Genomic DNA, 14,122 nt, shown 5'->3' with positions numbered 1-14,122 from the left:
AGCGCGCGCCACCACCGGCGCGAGCCCCTCGGCGGCGCAGTTGTGCCGCGCCATCGCCACCCGCACCGCGTCCACATCGGACCCCACACAGCGGCGCGCCGTGCGCGCGAGCGGCACCAGATCCGCCCCGATCGAGCACGTCACGTCGTGCACGTCCCTGCCCGCGAGCCGCCGTGCCCGGTGGGCCGCCACCGGCGACGCGCTCGCCTGCTGAAGCGCGTCGTCGGTGAACAACCACCGCGCGGGGCTGTCCACCTTCGCCCGAGCCCGGCGGCGCAGCAACAGTGTCTCCAGCACGGCGGCGTAGTGCGTGCCCACCACCTCGCGCGCCCGAGTGACGTCGGAGAGCCTGCTCCTCTCCGTCAGCGGCAGGTCCGCGCACGCCGCGAGCGCCTCCTCGCCCCGCGAAGACCGCAGGAACGCCACGTCGTCGAGCGAGAAGGAGTAGGACAACCTACCGGTCCGTGGTCCCGGCGGCAGGCTTCGTGCCGGTGATCATCACGTTGTAGAACAGCTCGCGCGGCAACACCCTCGCCAGCAGCTTGCGGTCCAGTGCGGACAGTCGCAGCCACGCGTGGTAGGCGAAAAGCCGCCACCTCAGAGTCAGCTTCTCCGGCGGCACCGCCGCCTCGAAGGTGCGCACCGGCCACCCGAGCAGTGCCGCGCTGAACTCGTCGGTGACCGCCCGCGCGCCCACCGCGCCCGCCGAGGCGGCCGTGCGCTCCAGCTCGGACGGGTCGAAGGTGTGCAGGTCCACCACGGCCTCCAGCGCGGCCGCCCGGGAGGACTCGTCGAGTTCCTCCTGCGGACGCCGCCAGCCCCGCAGCGGCGGCAGCTTCGTGAGCGTGGTTGTCAGCCACCAGGTGAGCCGGCCGAGCCCGCGCGCGTAGAAGTCGCCGATGCGGCTCGGCTCGCCCGCGAACACGAACCGGCCACCGGGCTTGAGCACCCGCAGCACTTCACGCATCGCCGCCCGCACGTCCGGGATGTGATGCAGAACGGCGTGACCGACGACCAGGTCGAAGCTGTCGTCGTCGTAGGGGATGCGCTCGGCGTCGGCCACGCGGCCGTCGACGTCGAGGCCGAGCCGTTCGGCGTTACGCAGGGCGACCTCGACCATACCCGGCGAGAGGTCGGTCACCGACCCGCGCTCGGCGACGCCGCCCTGCATCAGGTTGAGCAGGAAGAACCCGGTGCCGCTGCCCAGCTCCATCGCACTGCCGTAGGGCGTGCCCGCCGTGCCCGCGGCCGCCTCGAACACCTCGGTGGCGTACCGGATGCAGCGTTCGTCGTAGGAGATGGACCACTTCTCGTCGTAGGTGCCCGCCTCCCAGTCGTGGTAGAGGACGTTGGCCAGCTTCGGGTCCGCGTAGGCGGCCTCGACCTCGTCGGCGCTCGCGTGCGGGTTCGGCGCCGGATCGGCAGCGTGTGCCACGTCACTTCCCTTCGAACGTGGCCTTGCCCGGGCCGTTCTCGATGAACGACCGCATCCCGGTGGCCTGGTCCTCGGTGGCCCACAACGCCGTGAACAGGTGTGTCTCCAACGCAAGCCCGCTTCGCAGGTCCTGGTCGAGCCCGCCGTCGATCGCGGCCTTGGCCGCCCGCAGCGCCACGGCGGGACCGTTCACGAACTGCGCCGCCCAGCGGTGCGCGGCGGCGTAGACGTCGTCCGGCGCGACGACCTCGTCGACCAGGCCGAGCGAAAGCGCCTCGTCGGCCTTGACCATCCGGCCGGTGTAGACGAGGTCCTTGGTCTTGCTCGGGCCGATCAGCCGGGCCAGCCGCTGCGTGCCGCCCGCGCCCGGGATGATGCCGAGCTGGATCTCGGGCTGGCCGACCTTGACGTTGTCGCCCACGATCCTGCGGTCGGCGGTCAGCGCCAGTTCGAGCCCTCCGCCCAGCGCGTACCCGGTGACGGCGGCCACGGTCGGCTTGGGCAGCTCGGCCAGCTTCGTCAGCGACGCCGACAGCGCCGCGCCGAAGCGCGTCATCTCGACGTAGGTGCGAGCCGCCATCTCCTTGATGTCGGCCCCGCCCGCGAAGGTCTTCTCCCCGCCATAGAGGATCACCGCGCGGACGTCGTCCCGGTCGGCCGCCTCGCCGGCGGCCTCGGCCAGTTCCGCCTGCACCTGATCGTTGAGTGCGTTGACCGGAGGCCGGTCCAACCGGATCGTGCCGACCCCCGCGTCCACCTCGAGACGGACGAACTCGCCCACGCCATCCTCCTTCGTTCGCGTGCCACCCATGCCGGGTGCGGCATGGGTCTCTGTCCCGCCGAGAGGCTACCCGCCAGTAGCGGCCCTTACCGGCGATGGGCGAAGTACCGGTCACCCGACCGCTGCAACACCAGGTCCTGACCGAACGCCGTGGACAGGTTCTCGCTGGTCAGGACGTCGTCCATCAGTCCGGCGGCCACCACGCGCCCCTCCGAGAGCACCAGGGCGTGGGTGAACCCGGGCGGGATCTCCTCGACGTGATGGGTCACCAGCGTCATCGCGGGCGCGTCCGGGTCGAGCGCCAGCTCCGAGAGCCGGGCCACCAGGTCCTCACGGCCACCGAGATCGAGCCCGGCGGCGGGCTCGTCGAGCAGCAGCAGCTCGGGGTCGGTCATCAGCGACCGGGCGATGAGCGTCCGTTTGCGCTCGCCCTCCGACAACGTGCCGTACGAACGGTCGCCGAGGTGGGCGATGCCGAGCGCGGCCAGCAGCTCGTCGGCGCGCTCGGTGTCGAGCTCGTCGTAGTCCTCGCGCCAGCGCCCGAGCACCGCGTAGCCCGCGCTGACCACCACGTCCCGCACCTTCTCGTCGGCGGGCACGCGGCCGTTGACCGCGGCCGACGTGAACCCGATCCGGGTGCGCAGGTCGAACACGTCCACCCTGCCGAGCCGCTCCCCCAGCACGTGCACCGCACCGGTCGTCGGGTGCATCTCCGCGGCGGCCAGCTTGAGCAGGGTGGTCTTGCCCGCGCCGTTCGGGCCGAGCACGACCCACCGCTCGTCCAGCTCCACCGCCCAGTCGAGGTCGGCGAGCAGTTTCGTATCCGCCCGCCGGACCTCCACCCCGGCCATGTGGATCACGAGATCGGCAAGGTTCTCCGGGACCGCCACGTCATTCACGCGTGCCATTGTCACCGACGGCGTCCACCCGCCGGGCACGGGGCAGCCCGCGCCCGGCGGCACACCTCAGGCGAGCACGACCCTGCCGAGCTCGGCCGGGGTGGCCAACAGCGGATGTCTCGGCAGCACCCGCACCGTGTAGCCGAGGGACCCTGCGAAGGGCAACGGGACGGTGGCCGCGAACTCGCCGCCCGCCTGCGGTCGCATGGGCACGGTCGTCACATCGTGCAGGTCGTCGGTGTCACCGACCCGGCCGACCACCGCTTCGACGTCCACTTCGGACTCCGAGAGGCCTGCGAGGTCCACCCGGGCGCTCACCCGCACCGGCGTGCCGACCACCGGTGAGTCGTGGCCCTCCACAACCAGGTCCGTGGCCAGCACGCGCACCTGCGGCCAGCGCTGGTCGACGCGCGCTCGGTAGGCCGCCAGCGACCGCGCGCCCGCGTAACCGTTCTCGGCCGCCGCCGCGACCGTGGTGGCCGCGGGCAGGTACGCCGACTCGACGTACTCCCGCACCATGCGCGAGGCCTGCACCTTCGGGCCCAGCGTGCGCAGGGTGTGCCACACCATCGACAGCCACCCGCGCGGCACTCCGGAGTCGTCGCGGTCGTAGAACAGCGGCGCGATCTGGTGCCCGAGCAGCTCGTACAGCGCCGCGGCCTCCAGGTCGTCGCGCAGCAGCGGGTCCGACACGCCGTCGGCGGTGGGGATCGCCCAGCCGTTGCTGCCGTCGTAGTACTCGTCCCACCAGCCGTCGCGGACCGAGAGGTTCAGCCCGCCGTTGAGGGCGGCCTTCATGCCCGACGTGCCGCACGCCTCCAGCGGCCGGGTGGGATTGTTGAGCCAGACGTCGCACCCCCGGTACAGGTACCGCGCCATGGACATGCCGTAGTCCGGCAGGAAGACGATCCGCTCCCGCACGGCGGGGTCGTCGACGAATCGCACGATCTGCTGGATCAGCGCTTTTCCGTTCTCGTCGGCGGGGTGCGACTTGCCCGCCACCACGATCTGGATCGGGCGCTCGTCGTCGAGCAGCAACGCGCGCAACCGCTCGGGATCACGCAGCATCAGCGTGAGCCGCTTGTAGGTGGGCACGCGCCGCGCGAAGCCGACCGTGAGCACATCCGGGTCGAAGATGCGCTCGGTCCAGCCCAGCTCCAGCGCCGACGCGCCCCGCTGGAGCCACGCCTCGCGCGCGCGGCGACGGACCTCCTCGACGAGGTTGCCCCGCAGCTCGCGGCGCAGCGCCCACAGCTGCTCGTCGGTGACGCGGGGGTCGATCCCCGTGGCGTCGCCGTCGTGTCCCCACTCCTCGTCGCTGCCGCCGAGCAGCGCGCTCATCTCCCGCGCCACCCAGGTGGGCCCGTGCACGCCGTTGGTGACCGAGGTGACGGGCACCTCCTCGGTGTCGAACCCGGGCCACAGCCGCGAGAACATGCGCCGGGACACCTTCCCGTGCAACGCGGACACGCCGTTGGCCCGCTGCGCGAGGCGCAGTCCCATGTGCGCCATGTTGAAGGTGGCCGGGTTGTCCTCGGCGCCCAGCGCCAGTACGCGCTCGAACGGCAGTCCGGGCAGCAGCCTGCCGTCGCCGAAGTAGTGCTTGACCAGATCCGCGCCGAACTTGTCGATGCCGGCGGAGACGGGCGTGTGGGTGGTGAACACCGTGCCCGCCCGCACCGCGGACAGGGCTTCGTCGACGGTCAGGTCCGCCTCTCGGACGATCTCGCGGACCCGTTCGAGCCCGAGAAACCCGGCGTGGCCCTCGTTGGTGTGGAACACCTCCGGCTGCGGATGCCCGGTCAGGTCGCAGTACCGCCGCACCGCCCGCATGCCGCCGATGCCGGCCAGGATCTCCTGGCGGATGCGGTGGTCGGCATCGCCGCCGTAGAGCCGGTCGGTGACGCCGCGCAGGTCGTCGTCGTTGCCGTCCACGTCGGTGTCGAGCAGCAGCAACGGCACCCGGCCCACGCGGGCCCGCCACACCTGGGCGAGCAGGTCCCGGCCTCCCGGCATGGCCACGTGGATGAGCACGGGCTCGCCGGAGTGCTCCGTGAGCGGTTCCAGCGGCAGGCCGTTCGGGTCGATCACGGGGTAGTGCTCGACCTGCCAGCCGTCCAGCGACAGCGACTGCCGGAAGTAACCCGCGCGGTAGAGCGGCCCGACACCGATCACCGGCACCCCGAGATCCGAGGCGGCCTTGAGGTGATCGCCCGCGAGCACCCCGAGGCCCCCGGAGTAGTTCGGCAACGCCTCGTGGACCCCGAACTCCATCGAGAAGTAGGCGACGGCCTCGGGGAATCGGGTTCCGCTCCTGGACTGCTCGGCCCTGCGCTGATACCAGCGCGGCTCGGTGAGGTAGCGCCGCAGGTCCTCACTGGCCCGGCGCGCGCGGGCCAGGAAGTCCTCGTCACCCGCGAGTTCGTCGAGCCGCGTGGCGGGCACCTCGGCGAGCATGCGCAGCGGGTCCCGGACGCGGCGGAACAGCGCGTCGTCCATCGACGCGAACAGATCCCGGGTGGGCGGATGCCACGTCCAGCGCAGATTCGTGGCCAGCTCCGTCAGGCCCGACAACTCGTCGGGCACACGCGCGTGCACGGTGAACCGGCGGACAGCTCTCATGAAGAGCGACCCTAACGCCGCCGTCGTGCGGCGCGCGCGGCGCGGCGAACGGGCCCCGCCCGGGGTGGGACGGACTCACACGGATGGCCTCGGAGTGCGGTCGCTCTCCGCTAGTGTGCCGCCATGACTCGCACAGGCCGACACCGGATACGGCGGTGGCGACGGCGGTCCGCGCGGTCGGTGGGAACGGCGTTGTGCGCCGTCCTCGTCGCGGCCTGCACCACCGGGATCAAGGGGGAGATCCGGACCGCGGGGGACATCGCGGGCCTGCCCGTCACGCATTTCGAGAGCGGCCTGAAGCCGGACGCGCCCACACCCCAGCTGCGAGTGCGCAACCTCTCGGACTCGGCGGAGGACCGGCTGGCGGTCGCCGCGATCGCCGATGTCGGCGACTTCTGGCGCGAGCAGTTGCCCCGGCACTTCGGGCAGCCCTTCGAGCCCGTGCGCTCGCTGTTGTCCTACGACCCGAACGGCACCGAGATCGAGGTGTGCGGTGCCTCGACGCGGAACTCGGCCATGAACGCCTTCTACTGCCCGCCCGAGGATCTCGTGGGCTGGGACCGGGGCGTGCTGCTTCCCCTACTGCGCGAGCGGTTCGGGCCGATGGCGGTGGTCACCGTGCTCGGCCACGAGTTCGGACACGCCGTGCAGTACCGGCTCGGCGACAAGGCCGGCATCGACGAGAACACCTCGACGATCGTGAAGGAACAGCAGGCGGACTGCTTCACCGGCGCCTACTTCCGGTGGATGGCCGAGGAGTCCAGCAGGTACTTCCGGCTGTCCACCTCCGAGGGACTCAACCAGGTGCTGGCCTCGCTGTTCTTCATCCGCGACGATCCGGGCGTCTCGGCCACTCAGCAGGGTGCCCACGGCACGGCGTTCGACCGGACCTACGCCTTCCAGCTCGGGTTCGAAAGCGACGCCGCCCGCTGCGCCACCATCGACCAGGCCGACGTCGACGCGCGCATCACCGAGCAGCCGTTCGACCCGAACGACACCAACCAGGGCGACCTGCGCATCACCGCCGACAGTGTCGCCCTGCTCCAGCGCAGCCTCGACGAGTCGTTCGCCGGGGCGAGCGGGGACCCGCCGCGCATCGTCGAGGGCGGCGGATCGTGCCCGGACGGCTCCGGCACCCCGCCCGCCTCCTACTGCGACGACGACAACACGGTCAGCATCGACCTCGCCGCGCTGGCCCGGATCGGGCAGCCGATCGACCGGGAGGCCGAGTACACCGGTGGTGAGGCGGAGGGCGGACTGGGCGACTTCGCCGCCTTCGCCGAGATCGTCTCCCGCTACGTGCAGGGCATCCAGGTGGACGTGGGAGCCGAGGTGAACAACGCCAACGCCGGACTGCGCACCGCCTGCCTCGTGGGCGCCTGGGCCAGCGCGATCGACGTGGAAGGCGCCCTGCTGCGGCCCTCGCCCGGCGACCTGGACGAGGCGATCGCGGAACTCCTGCGACCCCGCAGCCTCATCGCCGCCGACCTCGACGGTCACCGGGTCGCCAACGGATTCGCTCGGGTCGAGTCGTTGCGGCTGGGCTACTACGAGGGATCGGCCGCCTGCACGAGCACCTACCCGTGAACACGCCCGGGTCGCCGCGCGCGACGACCCGGGCGGTCACCACCGAGCCGACCCGCCTGCCCGGGCCGGGGACATGAGCGGCCGGGCGGGCCTTCCGACGGCCGGGTTCCCGAACTCCGGGCGGCACCAGGGGCGCGGGCCACGGAGAGTTAAGGGCAACTCGCCGACCGCCAGAGGCAACTCGCCGACCGTCAGGGGCAACTCGCCGACCGTGAGGGGCAACTCGCCGGTGGGAGTGGCCGGGTCAGAACAGCGCGGCGGCGAGGTCCCTGCGTGCCTTCGCGACCCGCTCGTCGGCGGGATCGAAGAGCTCGAACAGGCCGACGAGGTGCTCGCGCGTGCGCTCCCGGTCGTCGCCTGCGACCCGGCGCACCGTCGCGACGAGCCGGGCGAAGCCGTCCTCGACCGCACCGGCGGCGACCTCGTAGTCGGCCGCGTCGCACTGGGCCTGAACATCGCCCGGGTCGGCGTCGGCCCGGCGGACCGCGTCCGGGTCCGTGCCCTCGGCACGCTCGGCGAAGCGCACCTGCACCAGCGCGGCCTTGGCCTGCTCGTTGCCCGGTTCGCTGTCGAGAATGCGCTGGTAGGCCGCCTGGGCGGCGGCGTAGTCGCCGCGTTCGAACGCGTCCTCGGCCTCGGTGAACCGCGGGTCCTGCTCCTCCTCGGCGGGCTCGGCCGCGTTCCCCGCGGCGCCCACGCCGGGGAGCTTGTCGCGCAGCGCGTCGAGCAGCTGATCGAGCCACTGCCGGATCTGGGACTCCGGCAGGGCCCCGGAGAAGGCGTCGACGGGCTGCCCACCCGCGATCGCGACCACGGTCGGGACCGACTGCACCCCGAACACCTGAGAGATGCGGGGGTTGGCGTCGACGTCGACCTTCGCGAGTACCCAGGACCCGCCGCTCTCCGCGGCGAGCTTCTCCAGCACCGGACTGAGCTGCTTGCACGGACCGCACCATTCGGCCCACAGGTCGACCACCACGAGCTGCTTGAGCGAGCGCTCCACCACCTCGCTCTGGAACGTGGCCTCGGTCACGTCGATGACGGACCCGCCCGACCTGCCGGACCCGGAAGCGGGGCCCCCGCCACCGGAGTTGCCTTGACCGGACTGGCGTGCCGCCGCGTCGGCCCGTTCCTTGAGCCCGGAGAGGTCGACCGCTCCGGAGAGCGCGGCGGACGCTGCCTGTGCGTTGCTTGCTGATCCGCGTGGGTGTGTCACGGTTCCATCCTGGCACGGACGGTCGTGGCGTTCATGGCTGGTCGGCGCCGCCTCCGGCCGCGCGAGCGCGCCGCCGCGGGAGGCACCGTCACAGGCGCCGTTCCACGCGCTCGACCTTGCCGTCGAGCTCACCCGTGTAGCCGGGCCGGATGTCGGCCTTGAGCACCAAACTCACCCGGGGCGCGTCCTGCCCCGCGGCTTCCACGGCCCGGCGGACGACGTCCATCACCTCGTCCCACTCGCCCTCGACGTTGGTGAACATCGCGTTCGTCTCGTTCGGCAGTCCCGACTCGCGCACCACCCGCACGGCCCGCGCGACCGCGTCGCTCACCCCGCCTTCGTCGTCCGAACCCGCCGGACTGACGCTGAAGGCCACGATCATGCCTACCTCCCGTTCACGGCTCGATCCCGGTGCACCCGCCCCCAGCCTGCCGTGGATCGCTGCTAACTTCGAGGCCCATGAACCGTCCGTTGCCGTTCGACCCGATCGCGCGCGCGGCGCAGCACTGGGAGGACCGCATCGGGCCCTCCACCACCATGGCCGCCGTGACCGGGTTGATGCGGGTCCAGCAGATCGTCCAGTCCGCCGTCGACACGGCGCTCAAACCACACGGGCTCACCTTCGCCCGGTTCGAGGCGCTGGTGCTGCTGACGTTCGCGCGCACCGCCAACTTGCCGATGCGCGTGATGGGCGAACGCCTCCAGCTTCACCCGACGAGTGTGACCAACATCGTCGACCGCCTGGAAAAGGACGGACTGGTCAAGCGCCTTCCGCATCCCACGGACCGGCGCACGACCCTCGTGGAGATCACCGAGGAGGGTCGTCAGCGCCGCGAGGAGGCCACCAGGGCCGTCACCGACATCGACTTCGGGTTGACCGGCCTGACCCGGAGGCAGACCGAGCAGCTCACCGAGTTGCTGACCCGCGTGCGGAAGTCGGCGGGCGATTTCACCGACGACGACGGCTGAGTCCGGCATCCGGCGCGACCGGGCCGGCCGGTTCGGAAACGCTGGCCCGTACTCGCGGCACCAGGCTCGGACCTGGTCAGGCTCCCGCGGCCGAGGCGCGGTCGCCGCGCTCGACGAACAGGCCGGTCCCGCCGTGGGCCAGCCGCTCCGGACCGTCGAGCTTGCCCTTGCGCAGAGCCCACTTCTCGAACAGCCAGGTGCACAGCGGCGGCACGCTGGCGACCAGCGCGGCGAGCAGGGTCGTGGCGCGCCAGCCCAGCGGACGGGCCACCAGCAGTGTCGTGCCGACGTAGAGGACGAACAGGACGCCGTGCACCATGCCGAGAACGGGCACACCACCCTCGCCCAGCTCGACGACGTACTTGAGGACCATGCCGACGAGCAGGCCCGCCCAGGAGAAGGCCTCAGCGACGGCGACGACACGGAACAAGACAGCAGCCTTGTTCGACACGAAATCCTCCCTGAGTAGCCGACCGCCACACCGGCGGCCGCGCACCGACAGTCACGTCAACCACGACATGGACGTCAACAACGCTGTGGGACGTCGTGATGCCAGTGTGAGCCGTGAGCCGGGTCACCACCTCACCGGGGCTCCTGGAAGCGCCGGGTCAGGGGTTCCAACGGAACAGCCTCGCCGCGAGCCCACCGAGCACCACGGTGAAGCCGACCAGCACCAACGCGGGCGCCAGCAGCGCCTCGGGGCCCTGGCCGCGCACCATCACGTCGAGCATCCCGTCGTTGAGGTGGCGCATCGGCAGCACCAGCGACACCGCGCGCAGCCACTCGGGAGCGAGGTCCATCGGGAAGAAGCTGCCGGACAAGAACGCCATCGGCAGCGTGACCAGGTTCGCCGCGCCGTTGGCGGCCTCCTCGGTCGTGCAGGCCGCGCCCACGAGCATGCCGACGGCGAAGAACGCCACGCTGCCGAGCGCGAGCAGCGGAATCGCCAGCCACCACTGCCCGGTCAGCCGCAGGCCGAAGGCGGGCAGCAGGGCGATCCCGATGAACAGGACGAACTGCGCGCACGCGATTCCGAGCGTGAGCAGCAGTCTCGACGTCAGCACCGTGGCAGGGGACACCGGTGCCAGGCGGAGCCTGCGCAGCACCTGGTGGCGCCGCCAGTTCACCAGGGTCAGCGCCGTGCCGAACACCGACGCCATCGCCACGGCGAACGACAGAATGCCCGGCGCCATGTACTGGATCGGACGCAGGGAGGTGTCCTCGACCTGCGAGGCGTCGAGCCGGTAGACGGGTTCCTGTCCGGTCGCGGCGACGTTGGCCCGGTTCACGATCCCGTCGACGATGCCGACGACGGTGCCCGCGGTGTCCTGGTCGCTCGCCGCGAACCGCACGGTGACCTCGTCGTCCTCTTGGGTGACGTAGGCCGGGAGGTCGCCGGAACGCACCCGCTCCTCGGCCTCCTCGGTCGTGTCGAAGGAGCGCACGTCGAGGGCCTCGGCGCCCCGGATCTCCGAGACCACCGTCCCGCCGCCGACGACACCGATCTGCGTCCGGGAGCCGCCCGCGTCTCCGAAGAGCAGGCCGAACACGACGAGGAACACCAACGGGAACAGGAACGTGAAGAACAGGCTGGCCTTGTCCCGCACGAAGCCCTTGACCATCGCCACCGACAGCGCCCGGAAGCGCGCGGACGCGGTCCCCGCGCCGGACGGTGCGGACGCGGCCGGGGACGGCGCGGCGGTGCTCGGGGTGGACGAGGATGCGGCGTCCGGGTCCGGGGGCGGGTCGCCCGTCCGCCCCGTCGGCGGCCTCACGGTGTCGCTCATGTCAGGCGCGGTACTCCCTGCCGGTGAGGTGGAGGAAGACGTCCTCCAGCGTCGCGGTGCGCACCTGGAGCCCGTCGAGCGTGCCGCGCTCGGCCAGGGCCGACAGCAACGGTGCGGGGGCGCGCGTGCTGATGGTCAGCGAGACGTCGTCGAGAGTGACGTCGTCGGCTCCGGGCAGTCGGCGCGCCTGCTCCGGCGCCAGCGTGCCCGGTTCGAGGGTGACGTGCGTAGCGGCATCCAGGTCGCGCACCAGCCGCGTGGGGCTGTCCAGCGCGATGACCCTGCCGTGGTCCATGATCGCGACCCGGTCGCAGAGCGCCTCGGCCTCGTCGAGGTAGTGCGTCGTGTAGACGATCGTCTTGCCCCGGCGCCGGATCTGGCGGAGCACGTCCCACAGGTTGCGGCGGGCCTGCGGGTCGAGCGCGGCGGTCGGCTCGTCGAGGAAGACGATGTCCGGGTCGTGGACCAGTGCGCAGGCGATCGACAACCGCTGGCGCTGGCCGCCGGAAAGCTTCTTCTCCGGTGTCGTGGCCTTGTCGGCCAGCCCGACCAGTTCCAGCATCTCGTCGGCCCGTGCGGCGTCGACGCCGTAGAGCGAGCCGAACGTCAGGAGCTGTTCGCGCGCGGTCAGCCGCTCGAAGAACGAGGACGCCTGCAGTTGCACGCCGATCCGGGGCAACAGCTCCACGTCGCGGGGCCACGGCGACCGGCCGAGCAGGCTGATACCGCCCGCGTCCGGCCGGAGCAGCCCCTCGGCCATCTCCAGCGTCGTGGTCTTGCCCGCACCGTTGGGCCCGAGGATGCCGAAGAACTCCCCCTCGACGACGTCGAACGACACACCGTCGACGGCACGCAGCTCGCCGTAGTGCTTGTGGACCTCGGAGACGGTCAGGACCGCGGGCGGCGACATGCGGGCCACACTAGCGACGCGGACACCTCACCGGAGGGCCTTTTACGAAACTCTCTCACTTCTGTCGCTCCGCGCTCGGCGCGTGCCCGCGGTCCGGACCGTCACGGCGGACACCGGTGCCCGTCAGGGCAACGGCTTGTGGCTGGTCACGCCGAGGCGGTTCCAGGTGTTGATGAGCGTGGCCGCCCAAGCCACGGCGGCGTACTGCTCGTCGGTGAACACCGCCGTCGCCCGCTGGTAGACCTCGTCGGGCACGTCGCGGTGCTCCGACAGCGTCGTCACGGCCTCGGTCAGGGCCAGCGCCGCGCGTTCCTGGTCGGTGTAGAGGTCCGTCTCGCGCCACGCGGATAACAGTGTGATCCTGCGCTCGCTCTCGCCGTTCTCGCGGGCGTCCCGGCTGTGCGTGTCGAGGCAGTAGGCGCATCCGTTGAGCTGGGAAGCGCGGATCTTCACGAGCTCGATCAGCCGCTGGTCGAGTCCGGCGTCGGCCGCGGCCTTCTCCACCGTCCCATGCAACGCCACCAGGGTCTTGAACGCCTGGGGAAGTGCGGCGCTGAGCTGGATTCGCTGTGTGTCGGTCATGCCGCCGAACCTAGCGCCGACTGGCACACGGGTATGGTCCAGTTCCATGCCTGATGCGTGGACCAGTTCCGGTGGCGACCTCCATCTGGACTGGGAACCGGCCACGGGACGGCGGGGCCTGACCGAGGCCCTGCGGCGCGCGATCCGGTCCGGGCGCCTGCCGCACGGCGCGGCCCTGCCCTCCACCCGGGCGCTCGCGGCCGACCTCGGCCTCGCGCGGGGCACGGTGACCCGGGTCTACGCCGATCTGGCCGTGGAAGGCTACGTCCGCACCCGGCAGGGCGCGCCGACGACGGTCACGGCCGACCAGGTCGCCGCGCCCCGCTCCGCACCCCGGAGTTCTCGTCCGACCGAGCCCTCGACACGGTGGAGTCTGCGCCCCGGGCGACCGGACCTCTCCCTCTTCCCCCGGCAGTCCTGGCTCGCCGCCACGCGCAGGGTGCTGCGCCGGGTTCCGTCCTCGGCGCTGGACTACCCCGCCGAGGCGGGTTTGGACGAACTCCGGGCAAGCCTGGCGCACTACCTCGCGCGCAGCCGCGGCGTCGTCGCCGAACCGGAGCGGATCGTCGTGTGCGCGGGCTACAAGCACGCGCTGTCGGTGCTGGCCACGGTCCTCCGGGAGGAAGGGATCGGCGAGGTCACCTTCGAGGACCCGTCGCTGTGGATCTTCCGCGACCTCGCCACCGCGGCGGGGCTGACCGTCACGGGCGTGGACGTCGACGACGCGGGCGCGCGGGTCTCCGATGTGGACACACCCGCCGTCGTGGTGACGCCCGCGCACCAGTACCCGACCGGCGTGACACTCGCCGCCCACCGGCGCACCGCGCTCACCCGCGCCGCCGCCGCGACGGGGACGCTGGTGCTCGAGGACGACTACGACGGCGAGTTCCGCCTCGACCGGAATCCGGTCGGCGCGGTGCAGGCGCTGGCGCCCGAGCACGTGATCTACGCCGGGACGACGAGCAAAACCCTCGCCCCGGGCTTGCGCCTGGGGTGGCTGGTGCTGCCCCGGTCGCTGGTGCGCCCGGTGCGGGAGCTCGTCGCGGCGCGCGGCGGGTGTCCCGTCGGCGTGCTGGACCAGCTCACCCTCGCCGACCTGCTCGACTCCGGCGACTACGACCGGCACGTCCGGCGCATGCGCCTGACCTACCGGCGCCGCCGCGACCGGTTGTTGCGGGCACTGCCCCGCCACCTCGCGCCCAAGGGAGTTCCGGCCGGACTTCAGGTGTTGCTGCCGCTGCCCGGCAACGGGCCCGCCGAGCACGACGTGCTCTCCGCCGCGCGGGCGCGGTCACTGACCCTGCAAGGGCTCGCGCGGCACTGGATCGTGCCCG

At 72.0% G+C, this 14,122-nt stretch carries 13 protein-coding genes and 1 pseudogene; 3 read left to right on the top strand and 11 right to left on the bottom strand.

All coding sequences use genetic code 11. The annotated features are described in order from the left end of the window. The 5 genes and pseudogenes from SACSA_RS26070 to glgP all read right to left on the bottom strand — a co-directional run. Positions 1–453: pseudogene (locus SACSA_RS26070) on the bottom strand (class I SAM-dependent methyltransferase); the annotation flags it as partial. A gap of 1 nt (position 454) precedes the next feature. After that, the gene (locus SACSA_RS0111730) at positions 455–1,435 is read right to left on the bottom strand and encodes a class I SAM-dependent methyltransferase (RefSeq protein WP_019816086.1); all 981 of its coding nucleotides are present in this window, start codon (positions 1,433–1,435) and stop codon (positions 455–457) included. A 1-nt stretch (position 1,436) separates the two neighbouring features. Beyond that, complete coding sequence (locus tag SACSA_RS0111725) at positions 1,437–2,216, bottom strand: enoyl-CoA hydratase/isomerase family protein (protein WP_019816085.1); 780 nt, start codon at positions 2,214–2,216, stop codon at positions 1,437–1,439. Positions 2,217–2,302: 86 nt separating this feature from the next. Next, on the bottom strand, positions 2,303–3,124 hold the full coding sequence (locus tag SACSA_RS0111720; RefSeq protein ID WP_048876702.1) for an ABC transporter ATP-binding protein: 822 nt from the start codon (positions 3,122–3,124) through the stop codon (positions 2,303–2,305). Positions 3,125–3,181: 57 nt separating this feature from the next. After that, positions 3,182–5,737, bottom strand: a complete 2,556-nt coding sequence (gene glgP / locus SACSA_RS0111715) for an alpha-glucan family phosphorylase (protein ID WP_019816082.1) — start codon at positions 5,735–5,737, stop codon at positions 3,182–3,184. A gap of 123 nt (positions 5,738–5,860) precedes the next feature. Here glgP and SACSA_RS0111710 point away from each other — a divergent pair, with 123 nt between their 5' ends. Continuing rightward, a complete protein-coding gene (locus tag SACSA_RS0111710; protein ID WP_048876701.1) occupies positions 5,861–7,324 on the top strand; it encodes a neutral zinc metallopeptidase in 1,464 nt (487 codons plus the stop codon). 244 nt (positions 7,325–7,568) lie between these two features. Here SACSA_RS0111710 and trxA read toward each other — a convergent pair whose 3' ends face one another. Continuing rightward, positions 7,569–8,540, bottom strand: a complete 972-nt coding sequence (gene trxA / locus SACSA_RS0111705; RefSeq protein WP_028661796.1) for a thioredoxin — start codon at positions 8,538–8,540, stop codon at positions 7,569–7,571. Positions 8,541–8,628: 88 nt separating this feature from the next. Next, a complete protein-coding gene (locus SACSA_RS0111700; protein WP_019816079.1) occupies positions 8,629–8,922 on the bottom strand; it encodes a thiamine-binding protein in 294 nt (97 codons plus the stop codon). A 77-nt stretch (positions 8,923–8,999) separates the two neighbouring features. On the opposite strand from SACSA_RS0111700, the gene SACSA_RS0111695 reads away from it, so the two are divergent. Then, positions 9,000–9,509: a MarR family winged helix-turn-helix transcriptional regulator gene (locus SACSA_RS0111695; protein WP_019816078.1), complete on the top strand. Its 510-nt coding sequence runs from the start codon at positions 9,000–9,002 to the stop codon at positions 9,507–9,509. A gap of 76 nt (positions 9,510–9,585) precedes the next feature. Here the strand turns inward: SACSA_RS0111695 and SACSA_RS0111690 are convergent, their stop codons facing one another. The 4 genes from SACSA_RS0111690 to SACSA_RS0111675 all read right to left on the bottom strand — a co-directional run bounded on the left by SACSA_RS0111690 (position 9,586) and on the right by SACSA_RS0111675 (position 12,788). After that, positions 9,586–9,960, bottom strand: a complete 375-nt coding sequence (locus SACSA_RS0111690; RefSeq protein ID WP_028661795.1) for a DUF3817 domain-containing protein — start codon at positions 9,958–9,960, stop codon at positions 9,586–9,588. A 157-nt stretch (positions 9,961–10,117) separates the two neighbouring features. Beyond that, complete coding sequence (locus tag SACSA_RS0111685; protein ID WP_019816076.1) at positions 10,118–11,296, bottom strand: ABC transporter permease; 1,179 nt, start codon at positions 11,294–11,296, stop codon at positions 10,118–10,120. A 1-nt stretch (position 11,297) separates the two neighbouring features. Next, positions 11,298–12,206 (bottom strand): ABC transporter ATP-binding protein, encoded by a 909-nt coding sequence (locus SACSA_RS0111680; RefSeq protein WP_019816075.1) that lies wholly within the window; start codon positions 12,204–12,206, stop codon positions 11,298–11,300. Between the two features lie 123 nt (positions 12,207–12,329). Further along, positions 12,330–12,788 carry a carboxymuconolactone decarboxylase family protein gene (locus tag SACSA_RS0111675; RefSeq protein ID WP_019816074.1) on the bottom strand — a complete coding sequence of 153 codons (459 nt, stop codon included), beginning with the start codon at positions 12,786–12,788 and terminating at the stop codon, positions 12,330–12,332. A gap of 46 nt (positions 12,789–12,834) precedes the next feature. Between SACSA_RS0111675 and pdxR the strand changes: the two genes are divergently transcribed. Further along, the coding region (gene pdxR / locus SACSA_RS22610; protein ID WP_019816071.1) for a MocR-like pyridoxine biosynthesis transcription factor PdxR at positions 12,835–14,122 on the top strand (1,288 nt) is incomplete at its 3' end.

Origin of the sequence: Saccharomonospora saliphila YIM 90502 (genome assembly GCF_000383795.1) — a bacterium.
Lineage (GTDB): Bacteria > Actinomycetota > Actinomycetes > Mycobacteriales > Pseudonocardiaceae > Saccharomonospora > Saccharomonospora saliphila.
This window is presented reverse-complemented; position numbering and strand designations above follow the sequence as displayed.